Consider the following 21,526-nt stretch of genomic DNA (forward strand, 5'->3'; position numbering starts at 1 on the left):
GGCGGATGAGCAGTATGGAATACCTTCAATACACGCCGGCGCCGTCGGCACGCAGTGCTGATGTTCGCCGCATGCGTGCGGCATTGGCGAATGCAGGCTACATGGCCAGCGAGAACGATATCGAGCGTCTGTGGGATGACTACAGCTTCGCGAGACGCTTCTACAAGGCAGGTTGGTTTGATTTGCCCCAGGACGATGAGCAACTGCTGGAGATTCTGCTTGTTGGGTTCAAGGTGAAGCCTGTCCCCTACGACGATGACGATTCTATACAGTGGCCTTCGAACTGGTAGTACCTTCCGACAGGCCTGATCCCCTAACGCTGCACCACCCCGTTCTGCTCACGCAGTTCGGGGTTTTTTACACCTGCGCTTCCTGCTCAGGAGGGCAATGTCAGTGAGGGGCAACTCAAAGAGCCTGCGGCGATCGGCTGCTGATACCCGCAGCTTCGGCCGCGGGAGCTGCCGTCTGGGGTGGCTTATCAGGTGTTGTTGGCCATTCCTAGCTATACGGCCAACCCACTCCTTGAGGAAGAACCCAATGCAAACCATGCCCGTGACCATCGCCATGCTGCGCAACATTGCACCCGTTTCAGTGGGCGCCAGCCAGTTCTGCGGATTCCACGCCATCCGGCCACCCAGTCCGCTCTCATCTGGCCAGGCATTCCACGGCCATCTGGCCACCTGTTCCACGGCCATCCGGCCGGGCAGTCGGAGCGCAGCGACGCAGGGGGGGCATTGTTAGTCTGAGGTGCCCGGTGTCGTCAATTTCTTCGTCTGTTTGCGCATCGACTCACCCTTGAGGTTGATCCGATAAGCGTTGTGCACCAGGCGGTCGAGGATGGCGTCGGCCAGAGTCGGATCACCGATCAGTTCGTGCCAGTTGTCCACTGGCATTTGGCTGGTCACGATGGTCGAGCGCTGGCCGTAGCGGTCGTCCAGTAGCTCCAGCATGTCGCGGCGCTGTTCCGCGTTGAACGGGGCCAGACCCCAGTCATCAAGGATCAGCAGGTCGGTCTTGGCATAGCCGCTCATCAGCTTGGCGAAGCGCCCGTCGCCGTGGGCTAGGCCCAACTCTTCCAACAGGCGCGGCAAGCGCAGGTAACGCACGCTGTAACCCTCTCGGCAGGCCTGGTGGGCCAGGGCGCAGGCCAGCCAGGTCTTACCGACGCCAGTCGGGCCGTTGATAATCAGGTTGAGTCCGTCGCGTAACCACTGACCGCTGCTCAGCTGGAGGATCAGCGCCTTGTCGAGTCCGCGCGGGCTGCGGTAGTCGATGTCTTCGAGGCAGGCGTTGTGCTTGAGCCGGGCCTGACGCAGGCGGCTGCTGAGGCGCTTGTCGTCGCGCTCGGTCAGTTCGCGGTCGACCAACAGGCCGAGGCGTTCCACGAAGCTCAGGCTGTCGATGTCGGGGGGTTTTCAGTTGCTCGGCGAGTGCCTTGAGCATGCCGGTCAGGCGCAGGGTCTGGAGCTTGTCCAAGGTCGGATGGGGCAGCATGGTGGGATTCCTTGTGTTCAGTGGTAGTAGCCGGGGCCGCGCAGGTTGGCGTGGTCGTCCGGCAGCAGGGGCAGGTGCTGCTGGGCCAGCGGCAGGTTTTCCAGCCCCTGGCGCAGGATCGATTCGAGGCTCTTGTAGCTGCACGCGCCGAGGCTGAGGGCGCGTCGGCAGGCCAGCTCCAAGCGCACTTCGCCATGGGTCTTGCCCAGGCGCAGGATGCCCAGGCAGGCCCGGTAGCCTTGGGTTGGGTGGATGCGCCGTTCGAGGATGTGGCTGATCACGCCGGCGGTGTGCGGCCCGGTCTGCTCGGCCCAGCGGATCAACCGTTGCGGCGTCCACTCGGCATGCTCGCGATGGCTCTTGGGCATGTGCTCGGTCTGTGTGCTATGCCGGCCCTTGTGTGGCGAGCGCAGGTGGCTGGCCACCCGCTGGTTGGCGTGGAAGCACTCGACGGTGCGCGCCGTCAGCCGTACTTCCAGCTGTTTCTTCACCAACTGGTAGGGCACTGAGTAGTAATGCCCATCGACCTCGACGTGATAGTCGATATGCACGCGCGCCTTCTTCCACTCGGCATAGACGTAGGGCTGCTCCGGCAGTGGGCTCAGCGCTGGACGATCCAGGGCTTCGAAGGCCGAGTGCCGGGAGCCCGGCAGCTTGCGAAACGGTCGTCGGTTGAGCCGCTCCAGCAATAAGGCGATGGCGCTGTTGAGTTCGTCCAGGGAGAAGAACTGGCGGTTCCTCAGCGCGGCGAGGATCCAGCGCTCGACCACCTGCACGCCGACCTCAGCCTTAGCCTTGTCGCGCGGCTTACGCGCCCGCGCCGGCACCACCGCCACGCCATAGTGCTCGGCCAGATCGCGGTAGCTCGGGTTGATGTCCGGCTCGTAGCGATGGCTCTTACTCACCGCGCTTCGCAGGTTGTCCGGCACCACGATTTCCGGCACGCCGCCGAGAAAGGCGAAGCAGCGGACATGGGAGCCCAGCCAGTCCGGTAACTGCTGCGACCAAGTGGCTTCGGCGAAGGTGTAGCTGGACGCGCCAAGCACCGCGACGAACACCTGCGCCTGGCGGATCTCGCCGCTGTGGCGGTCGATCACCGGCACCGTCTGCCCGGCGTAGTCGACAAACAGCTTCTCACCGACGCGATGCTCCTGGCGCATCACCACGTCCAGCTTGCCCTGCCAGGCTCGGTAGTGCTCGCAGAACCAGCTGTACTGAAAGCCTTTCGGCTGGCTCAGGCGATACTCCTGCCAGAGCAGCGCCAAGGTCACGCCCGGCCGGCGTAGCTCGGCATGCACCCAAGACCAATCGGGCAATGGCCGTTGCTCGCTGGGCACCGCAGGGGGCGGTGGGAACAGTTGCTGCTCCAGCTCGGAATCGGACAACGAACAGGGCCAGGCTAGACCGCTGGCGGCAAAGCGGTTGAGGTAATCGCCGACAGTGACACGACCGATCTGCACGCTGACGGCAATCTGGCGAGCCGATAGCCCGACCTCGAACTTGAGACGAAGTACTTCGCGAATCTTACGCATGGATAAACGCTCCACGACGACCTCTCTGCTTCGAAAAAGAGGTCGATGGTAGTGAAGAAATCCTGCGTTACTGCCTGCCCGGTTGAGTGGCCGGATGACCGTGGAATCAGTGGTCGGATACGCGTGGAATGGGTGGCCGGATCACCGTGGAATCGGTGGTCAGATGCTTATGGAATGGGTGGCCAGATGACCGTGGAATCCGCAGTCAGATGCTGCAGGCTCAGCATGATTCCCGCAGATTTGATTGCCGAATGGCGGCGGACAAGCTTAAAGAAGAATGCTCCAGGATTCAGTCGATAGGGCCCTTCGGGCGAGAGATCGTTGTCGAACTTCTCCATCCGCTCCATCTCACTCTTGAACTGAGCATTGATTGGCACGGTCCATTCCTTTGCGTCAAGCTGGTCAATGTCGGGCGTGTCAGCCTTAATGCGATGCACCTTACTGCTTTTTGGCTCCATCATTTTGTATTGAACCATCACCAACGAGCCGCGTGCCTTGTTCAGATAGATAAGGTCGACGCCAAACAACTCTTCAAGCGGTCGCTTGTTGGCGGTGAAAACTTCGAGCTGCTCACCGCGCCGAGTGAATACGGCTTTGCCGGTAAGGTCACTGTCGGACAAGTGCCAGCCAGAGATCCAGCGTGCGTCATGCTCAATGACCGCGTCCTCTTGCAGTCGGACCGTGCCAATAGCGGTGTGTCCGCCGGGCAACGCGACGCTTGTCGCACCGTCCGTTACCCCAAAAGCTTTGAGTGCGAGGTCAAGGGCATTTACTTGTAGCGCGTGGCCATTCTCATAATATTTTGGTCGCCCGACTTCGGCGAGAATACGATGAAAAACTGCTACATTGGCTGGTACTTCCGCAATCAGTGCAATCAGTTTTTCACCGAGCTTCTGTGACACCGGTTGAAACTCGGCGGTCTCCGATTTCAGCTTGTTGGTAGCTCCGCGCAAGGTGGTGCTAGTGACGCCAGCGACAAGGGCATTAAGTGATTGTGGAGCGATCAGCAAGACACAATCGAACATCACCCGGGAGTCGAGCGTCGAGATCGTTTGAATCGAGCGGATAAGCCCTAACCGCAAGGTGGGAGCTTTTCCATCTGTAGCGATCAGAACCAAAGTATTGGGTCTACCACTACGGGAAATTACGTGCGGAAAAGTAAGTGAAAATTTTGTACCGTGGTTTCGACACGCTTCGAGCTCCATCCAGCGGCTCTCAGTCAAGCGAAGCAGCGACAGTCCTCGTTGGGCTAGAGCCTTGAGATCCTTTTCGTCAATGTTGCTGGTCATGACCGAATTTTCCATGTGCGTCTCGCCAATCTATCTTGAACTCCTACAAAATAATTAGCGCCCGCCAATAGGGCAATCGCGTCGCGTTCATTGGCGTGCAGAACGACTGCACGAAATCAACTCGTGGGTGTGGCCCTGTGGAACTACGATCTATGGACATACCTAGGCAAGATCGACAGAAAATGTCGTTTTGCCATGGACAGCATGAGACTACCCTTGAATCCCCGGTTAGCAAGGTACGGAACCATGTCCATGGCTTGAAATCTTTCCTTTACATTGATGAGCTCTTCTGCAGGCTCGATGGCCTACCTGAGCCGATCATTGAGGTAGGCCGGGCCATCCAAGCCCGCGTCCTGCAATGGACTGCGGATTCCACGGTCATCTGGCCACCCATTCCATAAGCATCTGACCACCGATTCCACGGTGATCCGGCCACCCATTCCACGCGTATCCGACCACTGATTCCACGGTCATCCGGCCACTCAACCGGGCAGGCAGTAACGCAGGATTTCTTCACTACCATCGACCTCTTTTTCGAAGCAGAGAGGTCGTCGTGGAGCGTTTATCCATGCGTAAGATTCGCGAAGTACTTCGTCTCAAGTTCGAGGTCGGGCTATCGGCTCGCCAGATTGCCGTCAGCGTGCAGATCGGTCGTGTCACTGTCGGCGATTACCTCAACCGCTTTGCCGCCAGCGGTCTAGCCTGGCCCTGTTCGTTGTCCGATTCCGAGCTGGAGCAGCAACTGTTCCCACCGCCCCCTGCGGTGCCCAGCGAGCAACGGCCATTGCCCGATTGGTCTTGGGTGCATGCCGAGCTACGCCGGCCGGGCGTGACCTTGGCGCTGCTCTGGCAGGAGTATCGCCTGAGCCAGCCGAAAGGCTTTCAGTACAGCTGGTTCTGCGAGCACTACCGAGCCTGGCAGGGCAAGCTGGACGTGGTGATGCGCCAGGAGCATCGCGTCGGTGAGAAGCTGTTTGTCGACTACGCCGGGCAGACGGTGCCGGTGATCGACCGCCACAGCGGCGAGATCCGCCAGGCGCAGGTGTTCGTCGCGGTGCTTGGCGCGTCCAGCTACACCTTCGCCGAAGCCACTTGGTCGCAGCAGTTACCGGACTGGCTGGGCTCCCATGTCCGCTGCTTCGCCTTTCTCGGCGGCGTGCCGGAAATCGTGGTGCCGGACAACCTGCGAAGCGCGGTGAGTAAGAGCCATCGCTACGAGCCGGACATCAACCCGAGCTACCGCGATCTGGCCGAGCACTATGGCGTGGCGGTGGTGCCGGCGCGGGCGCGTAAGCCGCGCGACAAGGCTAAGGCTGAGGTCGGCGTGCAGGTGGTCGAGCGCTGGATCCTCGCCGCGCTGAGGAACCGCCAGTTCTTCTCCCTGGACGAACTCAACAGCGCCATCGCCTTATTGCTGGAGCGGCTCAACCGACGACCGTTTCGCAAGCTGCCGGGCTCCCGGCACTCGGCCTTCGAAGCCCTGGATCGTCCAGCGCTGAGCCCACTGCCGGAGCAGCCCTACGTCTATGCCGAGTGGAAGAAGGCGCGCGTGCATATCGACTATCACGTCGAGGTCGATGGGCATTACTACTCAGTGCCCTACCAGTTGGTGAAGAAACAGCTGGAAGTACGGCTGACGGCGCGCACCGTCGAGTGCTTCCACGCCAACCAGCGGGTGGCCAACCACCTGCGCTCGCCACACAAGGGCCGGCATAGCACACAGACCGAGCACATGCCCAAGAGCCATCGCGAGCATGCCGAGTGGACGCCGCAACGGTTGATCCGCTGGGCCGAGCAGACCGGGCCGCACACCGCCGGCGTGATCAGCCACATCCTCGAACGGCGCATCCACCCAACCCAAGGCTACCGGGCCTGCCTGGGCATCCTGCGCCTGGGCAAGACCCATGGCGAAGTGCGCTTGGAGCTGGCCTGCCGACGCGCCCTCAGCCTCGGCGCGTGCAGCTACAAGAGCCTCGAATCGATCCTGCGCCAGGGGCTGGAAAACCTGCCGCTGGCCCAGCAGCACCTGCCCCTGCTGCCGGACGACCACGCCAACCTGCGCGGCCCCGGCTACTACCACTGAACACAAGGAATCCCACCATGCTGCCCCATCCGACCTTGGACAAGCTCCAGACCCTGCGCCTGACCGGCATGCTCAAGGCACTCGCCGAGCAACTGAAAACCCCCGACATCGACAGCCTGAGCTTCGTGGAACGCCTCGGCCTGTTGGTCGACCGCGAACTGACCGAGCGCGACGACAAGCGCCTCAGCAGCCGCCTGCGTCAGGCCCGGCTCAAGCACAACGCCTGCCTCGAAGACATCGACTACCGCAGCCCGCGCGGACTCGACAAGGCGCTGATCCTCCAGCTGAGCAGCGGTCAGTGGTTACGCGACGGACTCAACCTGATTATCAACGGCCCGACTGGCGTCGGTAAGACTGGCTGGCCTGCGCCCTGGCCCACCAGGCCTGCCGAGAGGGTTACAGCGTGCGTTACCTGCGCTTGCCGCGCCTGTTGGAAGAGTTGGGCCTAGCCCACGGCGACGGGCGCTTCGCCAAGCTGATGAGCGGCTATGCCAAGACCGACCTGCTGATCCTGATGACTGGGGTCTGGCCCCGTTCAACGCGGAACAGCGCCGCGACATGCTGGAGCTACTGGACGACCGCTACGGCCAGCGCTCGACCATCGTGACCAGCCAAATGCCAGTGGACAACTGGCACGAACTGATCGGTGATCCGACTCTGGCCGACGCCATCCTCGACCGCCTGGTGCACAACGCTTATCGGATCAACCTCAAGGGTGAGTCGATGCGCAAACAGACGAAGAAATTGACGACACCGGGCACCTCAGACTAACAATGCCCCCCCTGCGTCGCTGCGCTCCGACTGCCCGGCCGGATGGCCGTGGAACAGGTGGCCAGATGGCCGTGGAATGCCTGGCCAGATGAGAGCGGACTGGGTGGCCGGATGGCGTGGAATCCGCAATGGACTGCGCTGCCAGTGGGCGTCGGCATTGGGCATACCAAAACCCTGGCAAAGGCGGCGCAGCACGCCTCAAAAGTGTGGAGGGAGAAAACAGGCGGCGTGGTAGACCTGCGCAAGCCTGAGGCAATCGAATGGCTACTTCGACGAATGCCGGTTGATGAGGTATGGGGGATAGGTCGTCGTATGCGCGACAACCTTGCTCGTGATGGCATCAGCACCGCGTGGGAGCTTTCTCAAGCTGATGCGCGGTCAATGGGCCGTAAGTACAGCATCGTGCTGGAAAGGACCATCCGAGAGCTGCAGGGCGAATCATGCATGGACCTGGAGCAATCTGCCCCACCCAAGCAATCAATCTGCACCAGCAAGATGTTTGGTCAACGCGTGCATACCCGCAAGGGCCTGCAGGAAGCCCTAGCGACCTACATTCACCGTGCCGCTGAAAAGCTGCGGAAGCAACGCTCTCTCTGCGGTGCCTTACGCATCGGTATTCAGACGTCATTCCATGGCGACGGACCGAAGTACGCCAATGCTGCAACTATCATCCCAGCCTACCCAACAGATGATGTCCGTCAGCTCACCCGCTACGCGCTGCGTGCCCTGGAGGGGATCTACCGGCCGGGCTATGCATACAGCAAGGCAGAAGTCCTTCTAATGGATTTGCGCAAGCGAGGGGAGTATACGCAGGATCTGTTCACCCCCAGCCAACCGGAGCGCACAGATGCATTGATGGCTACCATGGACAAAATCAACCGGCGCTGGGGGCATGATTGCTTGCGGACTGCTGCTGTGCCACTGACACCAGATTGGGGTATGCGCCGAGCACTCCTTAGTCCCAGCTACATGACCAGTTGGGAACAGCTATGGAAAGTACAATGCCGATAAGTAAAATTACTAATGCTTGGACCCGCTAGCAAGCACACTCGGTCAATATCGTCATACCGTACCTTTTTATTGCGCGGACAAAAAACCCGGCCTTGTGGCCGGGTGGGTATTGCGTTGATATGGAATCCCGCCACGCAACAAAGCGCTCGCGAGGTAGGGTGAAGGTATTAATAATCTTGACGATGAATGAAGGCAGTGACTGACTCAATAGTGGGATTAATCAGCAAATGGTAATCAAGGAAATCAAAATACTTTAACTCCTCATCCCATTGTGCCAATTGATCGGAATCGAACGACCAGCGCTTACCGCCATAGGAGAATTCAGTCCAACCATCGTCCTCCTGAATCTCTGAGGGAGAAACCGAGGCAGACGTCTGTTGACAGCTGCGATCTACCGCCTCAATCACTTCACAATGATTTCGGCATTCATCCAGTTCTATCTGCGCCATAATGGCTTCACGTTTTTTATCACCAAGCTGGTAGTTCACTTTGTATTGCATATTGGAGTTCCTGTTTATACGGCACAGCTGAAGCGTACAAGCTGCACAGGCAAAGTGCCCAAGCGGTAGCTGTCTCCAAACAATGACGTACCCATGAAACCACCACGTTTAATGTCCGAATTGCAGACGGTGCGTAGTTCGCCGTTGTGTAGGACTGTATCGCCAGCACGGATTGTGTTGATGTGAGTATTAACCGTATTGTAGTTGGTCATGGTGTTACCTATTGGTTAGACCGATCGCTGATGAAAATCAGCTGTTCAGACTGCGGAACGCCGAGCCTCAGACATCCAAAGGTTACGAATGCTTTTGCAGTCAATTGCTTTGTCGTATTCACCCTGTTTCTTCAATAGGATTAATACCCGATTTACACGGCGGGCGTGCTTAACGAAACTGCTGATATCTGCTTTCATGTTTGATCCCTATCAAGCGCTGCGCGCTTACATGCCTTTGTTTAAGTGGACTGTCACACCGCCCTTATGGAGCAGATCGCTCACTTCGCAGTAACGGTCAGTCAAGTCCACATGCGACTTACCGTATTGCGCCGCCAATTTACATTTAATGCGCGCAGTCCTAACGGGGCCTCGTACTTTCGAATCCGGCAATGTTTCAAGCGCCTGTCCGAGAGAGTCAGCAGCTGCCTTACGATCAGACAGAGTTTCCACCTCGTTCGAAAAGATACTCGTTGCTTCGGGACCGAGCGGAAGCTGCTCGAAGTACTCGCGAATTGCGCGAGGTACTTGCTCCATAGTCCTGGGGTAACGATTACCGATAAGGCCTTGCTCATTCAGCACAGAGTGAACATGCATTTTCTCAGGAATGGTGCAGCTGGTTCTAACCGCGATGAAACAGGTCATGGCATACCTCGACGTTGTCCTAGTGCCAATGAGATGAACCACACCCAGCATGAAGATCTGCCTCCCGCCCTGGTGCCGGGAGAGTGAAAATCGACCGAACGCGCTTGCGCACCGGATCCGACCCATAAAAAAACCCGGCTAGGCCGGGTAGAAGGTAGGTGTTGCTTATGCCGAAGAAGCTACCCGGCGCACCGGGACCAAGCCGCGTGAATAGGGCATGCCGATAAACACAGGGTTTTCTACAAGCTGGCGCCAGGTAGTCGCGTCATCCGCCAAAAACTGGTCATCAGCAAGCATCTTCTCGCCGTGCACCAACAGGCGAAATTCAGTTGCCTGGGTCCGATCGGCACAGGCGGAAAGTGCTGCAAGCACGTCGGCAAGACGGACAAAATCGCCATCCTCGGCTTGGAATTTTTCAAGCGCTGCAATGTACGCCGGCAACTCAGCCAGCTGGGCTCTCAACAGGCTGCATTCGGACCTGAGCTCGTCGACTTCCGAGCTACTAGGCTCATTACGCGGTAAGGCCCCGATCGTGATCAAGGCCTCACGGAACTGATCAACGTAATGCTCAGTACTGGTCGCCGGGAATTTATTCAACAGGCACTCTTCGTCGATGGGTGCGCCTGCATCTTCTGCTTCTTCCGACGCCTCACCTGGAACCATGAAGAATGCGCGCTCCACTGCTCCCAGGTAGTCCGAGAAGCGCTTGATGTTACCCAGGTTAGTCAGCAGCACGCCCATAGGGTGACCATGGTGCAGACCAATGACGTCGTATACGCGAGCCATGTCGCGCTGGTCTGCGGACGGCACAGCTGGAGCCTTCAGATAGACCTCGCCAGCGCCCTCCTCGTCCGTGATCGAGCCATGAGCAATCAGTAGGACTTGGTCCGCGTGCTCCAGCGCTGCGATGCCGCCCTCAAGCAGCCACTCAAGCCGCATTCCTTCCTCATCAGTCCGTGTCACAGCGACCGCTTCAACCCGCACAGCATCCTCGCTGCGCTGGGGGCCTGCCTGGAGCTCCAAGAGCTGCTCCCCTTGATCGGTGACCTGCCATAGGGCCGGGCGTCGCTGAACTCGCTTGAGCAAGCCCAGCTGGGTGAGAACATCAAACCACTGGGTACCAATGTCAGCGCCTTGGCCATCGCTGGCGTATTCGTCAAAGCGCTGCAGTTTTCGGATGACCAGGTTAGCGAAAGGCGGCAGGCCTGCCAGCTGTCCAGAACTGTTCATGCTGCCGCCACCTCGACAGGTTGTGTGAGCGCTTGCTGGACTGCTTGGACGATGCGCAGCAGGTACATGTAGTCCGGGTTTGGTTCAGTAGCTCGATCGACGGGGTAATGCCATTCATCACCGAACAAAAGAGATAGGAGCTCGGAATGACTCCAGCAGTCCCGCAACGACTCAACATCGCGAAGCTCATCGAGGCGCCCGTAAAGCGAACGAGCCTCTTCAGCGTCGAGATACCCCAGCTCCCAATCGGTACCGCTGCGCTCACGCCGGCGATCGATGATGCACCTTGCTGAGAGCTGTTTGAGAGCCTTTGCGCTGAATCGAGTGCTGCTCAGGCCGCGGCTTAGGCAATTCAGAATGTACTCATCACTGCACTTGGCAACAAACTCAGTCACCGTCCTTGAACCCATGCCGCCCCAGTATGAAGTCCAGCTCTCCCCTGCGCAGCGGACGGTGAGGTTACCCTGGCAACTGACACTATCTTGGCCGTCATCACGGGGAGAAACCCTGCAGCCGAGGTCCTCAAGAAAGACAGTGATCGGGTCAAGGTTTACACCTCCCGTGATGACAAGCTTTGTCACCACAGAGCGCTCTACAGCTAAGCTCGTGGCTGATGATCCATCGGTACTTTGATCCACGCCCATTTTAACCTCAGTTTTCGGATACATAACACGTAGACATAATCTAAATGCGGATGATCTGTTTGCCTAGGCCCGAATGGCGATTTTCTGGCGAGCGTTTCTGCGTATTGGCACCTGATGCCCCCAGACAGCCGAAGGTCGGGCAGTGGTCAAGGGGCTGATGGCGTAACCTCTCTCGCTCGCGGGTCATCTGTTGAATCCCTGTCTGCGGAAACGGCATTCTACAATCTGAGGACACCCTGTAACCCCAGAGCGTTCTGGTGTGGACTCAGTGGGCCCACATCACACAAATAACAAGGAACCAACGATGGCCCGTCAGAAGAAGGTCAGAAGACCACCAGACCGCAAGACTGGTCTCATGAGCGATGAGAGGATTCATTCCGTCGTCACGTCCCCAACCAAGTTTATACATCCGTCTACGTGCGATGAGGCATGGTCGAGTTGGTATGGGGCCACAGAGAACGTCTCCGATTTAAGGGCCGAGATCATCGAATCGGGTATCCGGCTTGAGGGTTTCAGTCGTAGTGATCTTAAACTGATGCCAAATGGCATGTTGCTGTCGACTGTGCTATTGGACGATGACCGACGCGCAGTACTCGAAAAAAGTCTTGGCGTAGAGCGTGTGCGGGAACTGATGCCGCAGGCCAGGCTTGAAGACAGAACCAAAGAAATCATTGGCGACGACCTCTACGAAAATCTCCAGAAACAAATCTACTCAAGCTCATCTAGCGAACTGATGGCGATGACTGAGAAGGCAATTCCCCAGCTTGGCGAATTGATGGAGGTTGGCGGGTTCAGTCACGAAATCGCCACGGCAGCCCTTATGCTTGAGGCGGTGTTTGGATCTGTTAATGACTACAGTTCTATAGCCAGTAGCATGAGGCTTCAGTTATGTCTTGAGATGGTGGTTCATCTTTATTTGCAGATGATCCCGGTTCGCTTTATCCGAGATTGCATACTCGTGGACCACCCACAGCTCGAAACAATGTATGTTGCCTCCTCAGATCTTATCGAAGAGATCAACCCCTACTCCCCGATATTTAAGACGGATATTTATTGGGGGGGACCGTTACTGTTGACTGCATCACTTAGCGCTTTGGAAAGGCGAGTGACAAGGAGCGCGGATTGTATAGACTCCGTTCTTGAAACCCTGCAGAGCTTCGCAGTGGCGGCCTCGCCAGCATCCCGTTTCACCAGATACGCGGTCTGGAGCGTGATTGAGGATGCGAATGAGTTGTGGGAATACCTGTGCAATGACCTGGAAGAATTAAATGTTGATGAAGCTGCTATTGCGGCGGCTGGCGTCACCTTCGGGCAGGACCTAATCCCAGAAAGCACCCTTTCAGCAGTGGTAATAAATCTAGACCTGGTAGACCGTGCGCGCGCATTTCGAAGTGCGACAAAGGAGGTCCTAGAAGATCAGACTGTCGCGGATAACGCCATGATTGTGGCCAGAGCCCTTGTGGATGTGAACAAGGAAATTTCGGAAGCAGTGAAAGGTGGAAATGGCGACTTTGAATTATTGGGCAGCCTGAGCAAGAAAGGAGCAGATCTCTCCCTACAACGGAACGAACTGATCTCCCGCGGTCTGAGCCAGGCAAAGACTGTCTTAGAAGCAGCTCAGTTATTTATCAATGCAATAGATGCCACTAAGGCTGCACAGTCCAACATTTCGCCTTCGGCCACAGACTTGCAAGGTGCTGATTCGATCCAAGAAGCTCCACCACCGATACAAGATAGCAAAAACGACATCGAGACAGAGCTGCTCGAAACAAATACTCGCCTCGAAACTGAACTCAAGGCCGCGCAGGTAGAAATCTTCCGTCTCAACTCTGCAAACAAGGCACTTCAAATCCGGGGGGAGACCTCTAACGGAACGTTGGATCAGTCATTCATGGATCTCGCACGCCGCCAGGTACAGGGGCAACGCCTTAAGCCAGAGGAGCTCTTGAGGTTTTACAGCCTCATGGCCCCTGATCGCCTTCTCGTACTCGACTCTGCCTGGAAGTCATCTCGGCAATCTGAGAACTTCGCTAATCCGGAACGCCTCAGCGAGCACCTTTGCAAGCTGGTGTTCGATTACCTAGACCAAGTTCGTGCTGGCACACCTATGGGAACTGTCGGCAGAGAACTATTCGCAGGAGCCTTCGCGGCAAAAGAGTCGCAGTCGGTTTCTCAAGACGCTTCGATGAGAGCTCAGCGCGAGTTTAATTACAAGGGCGAGATTCGATTCTTTGAGTACCGACTAAGAACCGGCAACGGGTGGGGTGCTGTGGAAGGGATGCGGATCTACTTCGACATCATTGAGGACAGAATGGTGATCGCTTACGTCGGCCCTCACCTGGACCAGCCTAGGCTCTGTACGAAAAGAGATGTCGCAAACACCGCATGGAACAAGCCAGTGAGACCATGGCTGCATAGCTTTTCGCGAGCTTGTCGAAGCGCGTCACGATGCGGCGGTTCTCTTTCAGCCAGCCAAACATGCGCTCAATGATGTTGCGCTGTCGGTATTTGGGTCGATCAAACAGTCTGGGTAAGCCAGGCTTGGGTTTACGCTTCATTGAGCGCATCGGGATGACGGGTTGCATTCGGTACTGGTCGCAGTAACGGCGCAGCGCTTCGGCGTCGTAGCCCTTGTCGGCGAGCAACCATTTGCAGCGCTTACGCGGGCGGCCACGTTGGTTCGATTGAATGCTGACTTCGTCCAACAGTGGTTGGGCGTAGCTGATGTCACTGGCTTGACCGCCAGAGAGGAGGAAGCGCAACGGTATCCCGTTAGCGTCGCAGAGCATGTGGATCTTGGTCGTCAGGCCACCGCGACTGCGGCCTAGAGCGTGATCGGCAGGTTCGTCAGCCCCCCCTTTTTTCCGAGCACCAGATGAGGCTCGGGTTGCACGTACGGCGGTTGAGTCGATCATCCAGGTTTGCAGATCGATCAAGCCTTGCTCATTCAATCTCAGGTGTAAGCGTTTGAGCATCTGATCGAACGTCCCCTGGTTTCGCCAGCCGCGAAACCGTTGATACACCGTTGACCATGGGCCGAAGCGCTCCGGCATGTCTCGCCATGCAGCGCCCGAGCAGAGCACCCAGAGCACGCCATCGAGCATCAGGCGGTCGCTTAAGCGTGGCCGCCCTCGGCCATGAGTTTCGATGAAGAGATCAGAGACTACATCCCAGGCCTCGTCAGAGAGTTCGTAACGCTTTGCCATCACAGAATTCCTTTCCGTAGATGGCCGGGAACCCTACAGAATTTCAGCTTCCGAAGGGCGCCAATTGGGTTTCTCGGGATTTCGTACAGAACCTAGCACCAATTGAATAGTCTCCTGAAGTGGCGCCGTTTGGCACAACGCCTGCGGCGACCGCTAACTAAGAAACAAGCAGATTGGCAACCTGACCGCGAAAACCCATATACGAGCTACGTCAGCGACGTCGAAAAAAAAGGCCACCTCGCAAGAGGTAGCCTTCGATTAGTTAAGCAAATAGATCCGAGATCGCCGAATTTTGATTGGTGGACTCAACCTTCATCGACTCCAGGACCTGTTCGTGCTCGGCGTTGCTGATCGAATGATGCCGTATGTAGGAACGCAGATCGGTACCAGCTAGATCGCGCTCCATGCGTTGCCAGAATTGCGCTCGGCGAGCCATTGCATCGTAATCAGCAGCCTTGCCCTTGGCCAGTTTGACCAAGCCTTTGTTCAAGTAGTACTTGGCGCTGTCAGTCGGAGAAAGACTTTTCGCCAACGTGTAAAACGCTTCATCGAACGAGTCGACCAAGCACATTGCATCTGCCGGGTCGATTTCCATTTCATCGGCTTCTTCGTAGTAGACGATATTGCGTTCCTTGCCCTCAAAGCGGTCTCGGATCGTTCGCAGCGCCGGACGTTCAGGGTGTCGGTGCTTGTTGGTGGCTTCGAGGGTCGCGGTAGGGACGGCAGTTACCTGCCGCCCCCCGCACAGATCCGTACGTGCGGGACTACCGCATACGGCTCCTGCCTCGGGTATGTGACGCGAAGCGATCCTCAGGGTAAGGGTGTGCATTTCTGGGCCTAGGTATGTAGAGATCAGCAAGGCGTCCATAGCGTGACCATTGAAGTCGATTACGCTGGCTACGACGTTTGAGGGCTTGCCGCCATAAACGGCAGACCGCCGAACGAAAACCACCCAGACGTGTCAGGTTTCCCGGCACCGCGTGGTAATTGAAGTAACCGCTCACCACCCGTGTGAGCCATTGCCCTTGAACCCAGATGGGTTCATGACGTCGGTGTTTCAGCTCATCCCGCATGGCCAGCAGCATCGCACGCATTCGCTTCTTGACCGTCAGTCGCAGTATTTGAAACCCACCGCTTCTGTTGGTACTACAACAGTGCGTGAAGCCCAGGAAGTCAAACGTCTCCGGTTTACCTAACCCTCGCTTCCTGCGATTTCTCGCAGCAAAACGACCGAACTCAATTAGCCGTGTCTTCGAGGCGTTCAGGGATAAACCGAACCTGGCCAACCGTTCCTGCAACTGCACCAGAAACTGCTGAGCCTGCACTTTCGTCCTGAAACCCACCACGCTGTCGTCCGCATAACGCACAATAATTACATCGCCACGGGCATGCCGCTGGCGCCACTGCCTTGCCCACAGATCCAGCACGTAGTGAAGATAGATATTCGCCAGCAATGGCGATATCACTGCGCCTTGAGGCGTCCCCTTGGTTGCAGCAACCCTACGGCCATCTTCCATAACACCCGCCTGAAGCCATTTGCAGATAAGCCCGAGCAGGCGCCGGTCTGCAATCCGGTGTCCCAGAAACATCAGCATCCATTCATGGTCGATCTCATCGAAGAACGACGTGATATCCGCATCCAATATCCAGTTCACCTTCTGACCCTTGAGCGCGACCGTCAGCGCATCCAGCGCATCGTGCTGGCTACGTCCCGGCCGAAACCCATACGAGAAACCCAGAAAGTCCTCTTCATAAATCGCATTCAGAACGGTAACGACTGCCTGCTGTACGATCTTGTCCTCCAGAGAGGCAATGCCCAGCGGACGCTGCCTGCCGTCGGCTTTGGGAATGTAGACCCGCCGCGATGGCGTTGCCCGATAGGCTCCACCGTGGAGCCTTGCGTGCAGATCAGTTACCCGCTGGAGAAGACCTTCCTCGTATTCCCGCCACGACATGCCGTCCACGCCTACTGCTGCATCCCGGCGCAGAGCATAGAAACTCTGCGCCAGTAACTGCGGTGTGATGTGGTGCAGCAAAGCCGTGAACTGCATGCCCTTGTTTCTTCTGGCTGCTTCACGTACACCTTCAAGTCCCATCGACGCGCGACTGATCCGGCTCAGTGTCCGGGGCGCGGGAGGCTTGTTGGTGTTTCCCTTGGCTACGTCCCTTTCCTCCACTATCTCCGCAGGGCCAGGCCCTTTGTTCGATGGCTTCTCAGGTACTACGGACGTATCCGACTTCTCGGCAGCGTAGGCAGCAGGGTTACAGCTTTTGGCCTTTCCTGCTCCGCCCGATGCTTGCGCACCGGGCGCCGCTGAGATCTCCCAGTTTCCGTACGAAGGACTTCCCGACGTGCACAGGGTCTCCGACCGCGCGGGATCAGAGCATGACTGGCGTATAACGCCATGCTCCGTATTGCCTTCTGCTTCGCTTAACAGCATCGGCATCCCGAATTCCTGATTACGCGGCTCAATGGCTGGCCCATCGGTTTCCCCTGTCAACGCTTCACCCTGCACCTCACGGTGCAACATGCATGACTCGGGGTCTGGTTGATTCGCCATTTCTTACCAGTATCGAACTTTCATCGACTATCCTCCGCCAGCTTTAACTGGCGCTCTAAGCGTCCTGCAAGCCCATCTCCTGCGCCGGGCTCTGCCAGTCATCGAACTTGAACCAACGCTGCTCTGGGATGATGCCCTTTTCCGTGGGAGCGACATCATCGATCAGGTAGCGCTTCCCTAAGACACGGATCTCGTACCACTCCGACAAAGCGGGGAAGGCATGGTCAAAGCCGTAGCTCAGTGACCAGGCAAAGTCGATGGCCAGGAGATTTTTCGGCGTTATGAATTGGAAGGTGCTACCACGAAGAATTTCGTTGGACTCCGTCCTTTCCAGCTCGCCGCGGAACATCCGCGCATCGTGCTCCTCAGCCCGCTCTTCCTCCAGCACATCTAAAGTCAGCAGGTACCGCAACAGCTCACGGCGCATCTCTGCGTTGTAGGCTGTTCCTGTGACGTTGATGTAGCCGGCGTCCGAGGTTGTGCGCCCGATCCAGTCTCGACGCTCCATGTCCCAGCGGGTGTTGATGAGATGGTTCCGGAAGCGGTTAATTCCCGACATGTGTCCATGCTTGTCAGGCGCAGACGCAATCATTGCTTCCATGGATTTGTCACGCTCTCCGGTGACCGTGCACCAGGCACAGCCAAAGCGAGAGCCGCACGCCGCCTTGTTACCACCATCGCCGGTGATGATTGCGCACGTGCCTTCATTAGCTTCCTTGTAGAGCTCCAGGCACCAGTCGAAACTGTCGACGAAGGTCCGATAAGGACCACCGCGCTTCGCCTCGCACGCCATGAGGAACTCCCACACCTCCTCCATCTCCCAGTCGGCGATGATCGAGCAGTTGTACGAGCCATGCTCATTGAGCACCAGCCGCCCGGCCTCCTCCTCACCCCGTTCGCGCATGTTGGCGGCACGGGTTGCCGACTCTGACAAACGAGTGCCCACGAAGGTCACCAGCTCACCAGGAGACTGCAGCGTGGAGAGCAGTTGCTTGAGCGCTTTCTGCTGCGGGCGCAGTTTCCAATCGACCGAGCAGCTTCGAGAGGCGCCAGCGAAAACCGGCAGTTTGCCGCGACCCAGGGTGGCATAAGCGAATGTCGAGGTCATTGAAGGCTGCACTTTGACTACCGTGATTGGCAGTCCGAGCCTCGTGCAGTGCGCCTCCAGCTCAGTGATCATCGCCTCGGCGTAAGTCTCCATTGCTGGGTTCTCTACGGTGGTCTGGGCATGACTGACGAAAGCCGGCGGCACGTACGATCCGGCTTCGACACGGCGCCGGATGGCCTCTAGCATCAGTACCAGCACAACCGTGCTGTCCTTACCGAACGAGGTCGCTGAGCTACATGTGAAGCCTTGATCGATAATCTGGTCGATGCGCGCAATGCAGGCTTCCGCCCGCGCAACGATCCGGGCAAAGCGACCAGCACTGCCCAAGGCAGGAACTGCGTGGGTGTAGTCGTTTACGGCGATCAATTCGGGTACAAGCATCTGATTCATATTGGCATCTCCAGGAGGAAGTAGGCTTCGTATCCTGGGGATGCTCAACACCGAGCATGATTCTTGAACTTGATGACATCCCCCCCCACCCAACACCCTTAGGAGTCACTATCATCATCGTTGCAGTTGTACACGCCCGGTGCCAGACTTTCGGTTGGGGATTTGCCTATGAAAACAGGCCGCACAAAACCGTGGGTCTGTTTCACTGGCCTCAGGCCACTAGCTGTTGACTGGAGGCAAAAGAAAAGCCGTTGAGGTATTCGATCAGTCTGCCTCAGGGGGGAGAGGGCGAACTGCAGCCGCCCACTGCTCAAGAATGTCTCCATGCGTCGCCAAGAAAGCCTTGTGCTCGGCTTCCTGCTCAGCAAGCACCTCGAACACACGCGTAGGCCAATCCATGAAGGTGACATCCCTCATCTCGTTGTTAAATGCGTAGATGCTGGCGCAGGTGGCCCGATTTCCGCTGCCTGGAGACAGCGAGTAGCGAAACCGGTCACGAATTTCAATTACCTCCATAACCCGGACCTGGGCAATGATCGACAGGACAATTAGCATGGCTTGGGTCATTGCACCTACGTTCTTGCCGACCTTGCGCAAGTAGGCTGGACGCTGACTCACAGGTTTGGCTAACAGCTCCCGGATGAAGATTTCGGATTCTGATTCGAACGCATGAAGTTGCTCAACTGAAAGGGCATCGAAGGCCTCTTTTACCTGCACCAGATCGAAGGCACTCTTCAACCAAGTTGCCAAGGCCAGTGCATCCTGCCAGGCAAATTGCTCGTAGCTAGCCATATGCGCATTGCGCGGATCTGCTTTTTGCCGCCTCATACCCCAGAATCCCTAGCATAAAACTGATTATTTCTTGGTGATCACATGCTCGCAGCGCGCAGACTGCGGGCGGGTACTGAGCCTAAAGGGTTGACAGTTAGGCCGCAAGAGAAAGGATGTGCCTAGAGCTGGAAGACACGCTACTGCAAGAAACCGTGACGGAGCGGGCTGATGGTGCAGCCAGATTTGTCAGTCCCAGTCCGATATTAAGGAATTCTATGAACTCAACCTGGAGTCCGACTCCAGCGCATCAGCGAGCTGGCTGAACGCATCAGCAAGGCGGCGCATCTGGCCGATTTCGTCTGCCAAATTTCCATCATGATAGCGATATTCAAGCGTGCCGCCGAAAGGCCCGGTACCAGGGAAAATCCCGCCGTAGCTCAACTGCTCATTGACGTGCTTTTCAGCCCGGCTGATCCGCTCGCTAGCATTCGTGTCTTTAACCATGCTGTCGCTCCGTGAAACGCGCCTCAGAGACCATAAGGCCGGCAGAGTTCGAGTTTATCAGCGAATGCATAGCGCAAAGGTATCTGCCCAAACGCCGCAAAATTCACCATCATTAGGCAAATCCCCACTATTGCGAAAGGTTTTGCCCAAACTTTCGGCCTAACGAACTGGAAAACAAGAATAAATATCGCAATTCCGCAGAACCAAACTATTGAATTGCTGCAAGAAAAAGGTGAATCAAGCATAACGTTCCTAGTCAACCTGATAAATTAGTTATCAATGGGGCGCCGCATCGCATGAGACTTGCATCGCTCTATAACTGGGAGCCTGGATTTAACAGAAACCACGTACGTGCATAGTGAGTGCCCTGTGCCGTCAGCCGGCGGCGTCCTCGCAAACGTCACTAATCGCCTCGACCTCGTATTGACTCAGCACTCCGACCAAGAAAATGCCCAGACTGGCACACGCGGCCTTGATATCAGCGGCATCAATCCGCTGCGGCAACATTCCGCGCTCGGCGCACCAATCGCCGATGGCGTGAATCTGTGGCGTGGTCAGGTTGGCCATGTTGCGTTTCTCCTGTCGGGCGCAGCCGCGAAAGCGACGGCGGGATCCTCGATATAAAAAATGGATGGGGGGGTCGGGTCAGTCTATGGGCCGGGGGCGGCGTAACCAGGTGGGCGGGCGTAGGCCCGAGCCCTTGCGCCCGCGCAAAATTTAGAGGCCGAGCGTTTCCTTGCGCGTTTCGGCCATTGATCCAATTAGCAAGTTCAGGGCAGAAACCTCCTCAGCACTTACCAGAGTCGGGTGAAGAGCGCGCACACGGTCATACAGCGCCGAACGCTGCTCAATTACCGCCATAAAGTCAGGCGCCTGGCCAAGCGCTGCGATTGCTTGATGCAGCGCTACCAGATCCGTCAAACGGGAACGCTCAAAGCTGTCAGGCGCCGCGGGGTGGTTATTGGACTGCATGGTGATCTCCTGCTCAATTGAACGACTCTGGTCAGATTTCGCTACTGCCAATCCATTCGCCGCCGAGGTAGCCATCGGCCCCGTCGCGGGTTATTGCCACATGCTCGTACGCAACGGTTATCAGCTGCTGATGCGTCCAGCCCGTTGGGGGTGCGGCAATGGCTAGGAGCACATCGCCTGCGAGAGAACGGATTTCAAAAGCTGCATGCTTCACCGCAGAAAGCACGTCTGGCTCACCTGGGCGCTGGTCAGTTACAAGATTCAACATGGCGTTATCCGTCGCTACTCGGCTTGCGGCCGAAGCGTGTAGACGGCATGGCACTCGCTGCAATCCACCGCATACGCTGTGATGGGTGTAATAGCGAATACGCCGCCGCTATTCAGCAAGGGCCACACCTCAGCTTTGTATTCGTTGCGGTGACCACACCATGGACATGGCACGGTAAGGCTCGAAAGCCCAGACGTAATCACAGGTGCTACTTCTGCCGGCGCTGATGACTGTTCCTGAACCTCAAAGCGATGCTTACAACTGCAGCACTCAAACAGGTGCACACCGTCTGGCAGCTGCTGGCTGCCTTCTGGGTGCTCAGCTACCTGCCGGCCAAG

Annotated in this window: 17 protein-coding genes and 2 pseudogenes; 4 read left to right on the plus strand and 15 right to left on the minus strand. The window is 57.3% G+C overall.

Features of this window, described 5'->3' with window-relative positions:
• Nucleotides 1–14: 14 nt before the first annotated feature.
• On the plus strand, nt 15–290 hold the full coding sequence (locus K8374_RS25400; RefSeq protein WP_023383697.1) for a hypothetical protein: 276 nt from the start codon (nt 15–17) through the stop codon (nt 288–290).
• 447 nt (nt 291–737) lie between these two features.
• On the opposite strand, the pseudogene istB (K8374_RS25405) reads toward K8374_RS25400, so the two are convergent.
• The 3 genes and pseudogenes from istB (K8374_RS25405) to K8374_RS25415 form a co-directional block, all read right to left on the minus strand.
• Nucleotides 738–1,494: pseudogene (istB, locus tag K8374_RS25405) on the minus strand (IS21-like element ISPpu23 family helper ATPase IstB).
• 17 nt (nt 1,495–1,511) lie between these two features.
• On the minus strand, nt 1,512–3,026 hold the full coding sequence (istA, locus tag K8374_RS25410) for an IS21-like element ISPpu23 family transposase (protein WP_058167704.1): 1,515 nt from the start codon (nt 3,024–3,026) through the stop codon (nt 1,512–1,514).
• A 167-nt stretch (nt 3,027–3,193) separates the two neighbouring features.
• Nucleotides 3,194–4,315: a hypothetical protein gene (locus tag K8374_RS25415; protein ID WP_224459402.1), complete on the minus strand. Its 1,122-nt coding sequence runs from the start codon at nt 4,313–4,315 to the stop codon at nt 3,194–3,196.
• 568 nt (nt 4,316–4,883) lie between these two features.
• Between K8374_RS25415 and istA (K8374_RS25420) the strand changes: the two genes are divergently transcribed.
• From istA (K8374_RS25420) to K8374_RS25430, 3 genes and pseudogenes are all read left to right on the plus strand, one after another.
• Complete coding sequence (gene istA, locus K8374_RS25420; protein ID WP_224459403.1) at nt 4,884–6,398, plus strand: IS21-like element ISPpu23 family transposase; 1,515 nt, start codon at nt 4,884–4,886, stop codon at nt 6,396–6,398.
• A gap of 17 nt (nt 6,399–6,415) precedes the next feature.
• Nucleotides 6,416–7,169 (plus strand): annotated as a pseudogene (gene istB / locus K8374_RS25425) (IS21-like element ISPpu23 family helper ATPase IstB).
• Between the two features lie 111 nt (nt 7,170–7,280).
• On the plus strand, nt 7,281–8,180 hold the full coding sequence (locus K8374_RS25430) for a Y-family DNA polymerase (protein ID WP_224459404.1): 900 nt from the start codon (nt 7,281–7,283) through the stop codon (nt 8,178–8,180).
• A gap of 167 nt (nt 8,181–8,347) precedes the next feature.
• On the opposite strand, the gene K8374_RS25435 is transcribed toward K8374_RS25430, so the two are convergent.
• The 12 genes from K8374_RS25435 to K8374_RS25490 form a co-directional block, all read right to left on the minus strand.
• The gene (locus K8374_RS25435; protein WP_224459405.1) at nt 8,348–8,680 is read right to left on the minus strand and encodes a hypothetical protein; all 333 of its coding nucleotides are present in this window, start codon (nt 8,678–8,680) and stop codon (nt 8,348–8,350) included.
• A gap of 1,019 nt (nt 8,681–9,699) precedes the next feature.
• Nucleotides 9,700–10,764 carry a hypothetical protein gene (locus tag K8374_RS25440; RefSeq protein WP_054894516.1) on the minus strand — a complete coding sequence of 355 codons (1,065 nt, stop codon included), beginning with the start codon at nt 10,762–10,764 and terminating at the stop codon, nt 9,700–9,702.
• On the minus strand, nt 10,761–11,408 hold the full coding sequence (locus K8374_RS25445; protein ID WP_054894515.1) for a hypothetical protein: 648 nt from the start codon (nt 11,406–11,408) through the stop codon (nt 10,761–10,763). The genes K8374_RS25440 and K8374_RS25445 overlap by 4 nt, the downstream gene beginning before the upstream one ends.
• A gap of 2,348 nt (nt 11,409–13,756) precedes the next feature.
• A complete protein-coding gene (locus tag K8374_RS25450; protein WP_082412256.1) occupies nt 13,757–14,614 on the minus strand; it encodes an IS5 family transposase in 858 nt (285 codons plus the stop codon).
• Between the two features lie 262 nt (nt 14,615–14,876).
• Complete coding sequence (locus tag K8374_RS25455; RefSeq protein ID WP_182388349.1) at nt 14,877–15,209, minus strand: hypothetical protein; 333 nt, start codon at nt 15,207–15,209, stop codon at nt 14,877–14,879.
• A 169-nt stretch (nt 15,210–15,378) separates the two neighbouring features.
• Nucleotides 15,379–17,175 (minus strand): group II intron reverse transcriptase/maturase, encoded by a 1,797-nt coding sequence (gene ltrA, locus K8374_RS25460; protein WP_047595462.1) that lies wholly within the window; start codon nt 17,173–17,175, stop codon nt 15,379–15,381.
• Nucleotides 17,176–17,230: 55 nt separating this feature from the next.
• Complete coding sequence (locus K8374_RS25465) at nt 17,231–18,673, minus strand: phosphoadenosine phosphosulfate reductase family protein (RefSeq protein WP_176483556.1); 1,443 nt, start codon at nt 18,671–18,673, stop codon at nt 17,231–17,233.
• Nucleotides 18,674–18,937: 264 nt separating this feature from the next.
• Nucleotides 18,938–19,501 carry a hypothetical protein gene (locus K8374_RS25470; protein ID WP_176483557.1) on the minus strand — a complete coding sequence of 188 codons (564 nt, stop codon included), beginning with the start codon at nt 19,499–19,501 and terminating at the stop codon, nt 18,938–18,940.
• 216 nt (nt 19,502–19,717) lie between these two features.
• On the minus strand, nt 19,718–19,948 hold the full coding sequence (locus K8374_RS25475; protein ID WP_054894511.1) for a hypothetical protein: 231 nt from the start codon (nt 19,946–19,948) through the stop codon (nt 19,718–19,720).
• Nucleotides 19,949–20,323: 375 nt separating this feature from the next.
• Nucleotides 20,324–20,515 (minus strand): hypothetical protein, encoded by a 192-nt coding sequence (locus K8374_RS25480; RefSeq protein WP_054894510.1) that lies wholly within the window; start codon nt 20,513–20,515, stop codon nt 20,324–20,326.
• 150 nt (nt 20,516–20,665) lie between these two features.
• On the minus strand, nt 20,666–20,920 hold the full coding sequence (locus K8374_RS25485) for a hypothetical protein (protein WP_054894509.1): 255 nt from the start codon (nt 20,918–20,920) through the stop codon (nt 20,666–20,668).
• 31 nt (nt 20,921–20,951) lie between these two features.
• On the minus strand, nt 20,952–21,188 hold the full coding sequence (locus K8374_RS25490; RefSeq protein WP_054894508.1) for a hypothetical protein: 237 nt from the start codon (nt 21,186–21,188) through the stop codon (nt 20,952–20,954).
• Nucleotides 21,189–21,526 lie beyond the last annotated feature (338 nt).

The organism is Pseudomonas sp. p1(2021b) (assembly GCF_020151015.1).
Taxonomy (GTDB): domain Bacteria; phylum Pseudomonadota; class Gammaproteobacteria; order Pseudomonadales; family Pseudomonadaceae; genus Aquipseudomonas; species Aquipseudomonas putida_K.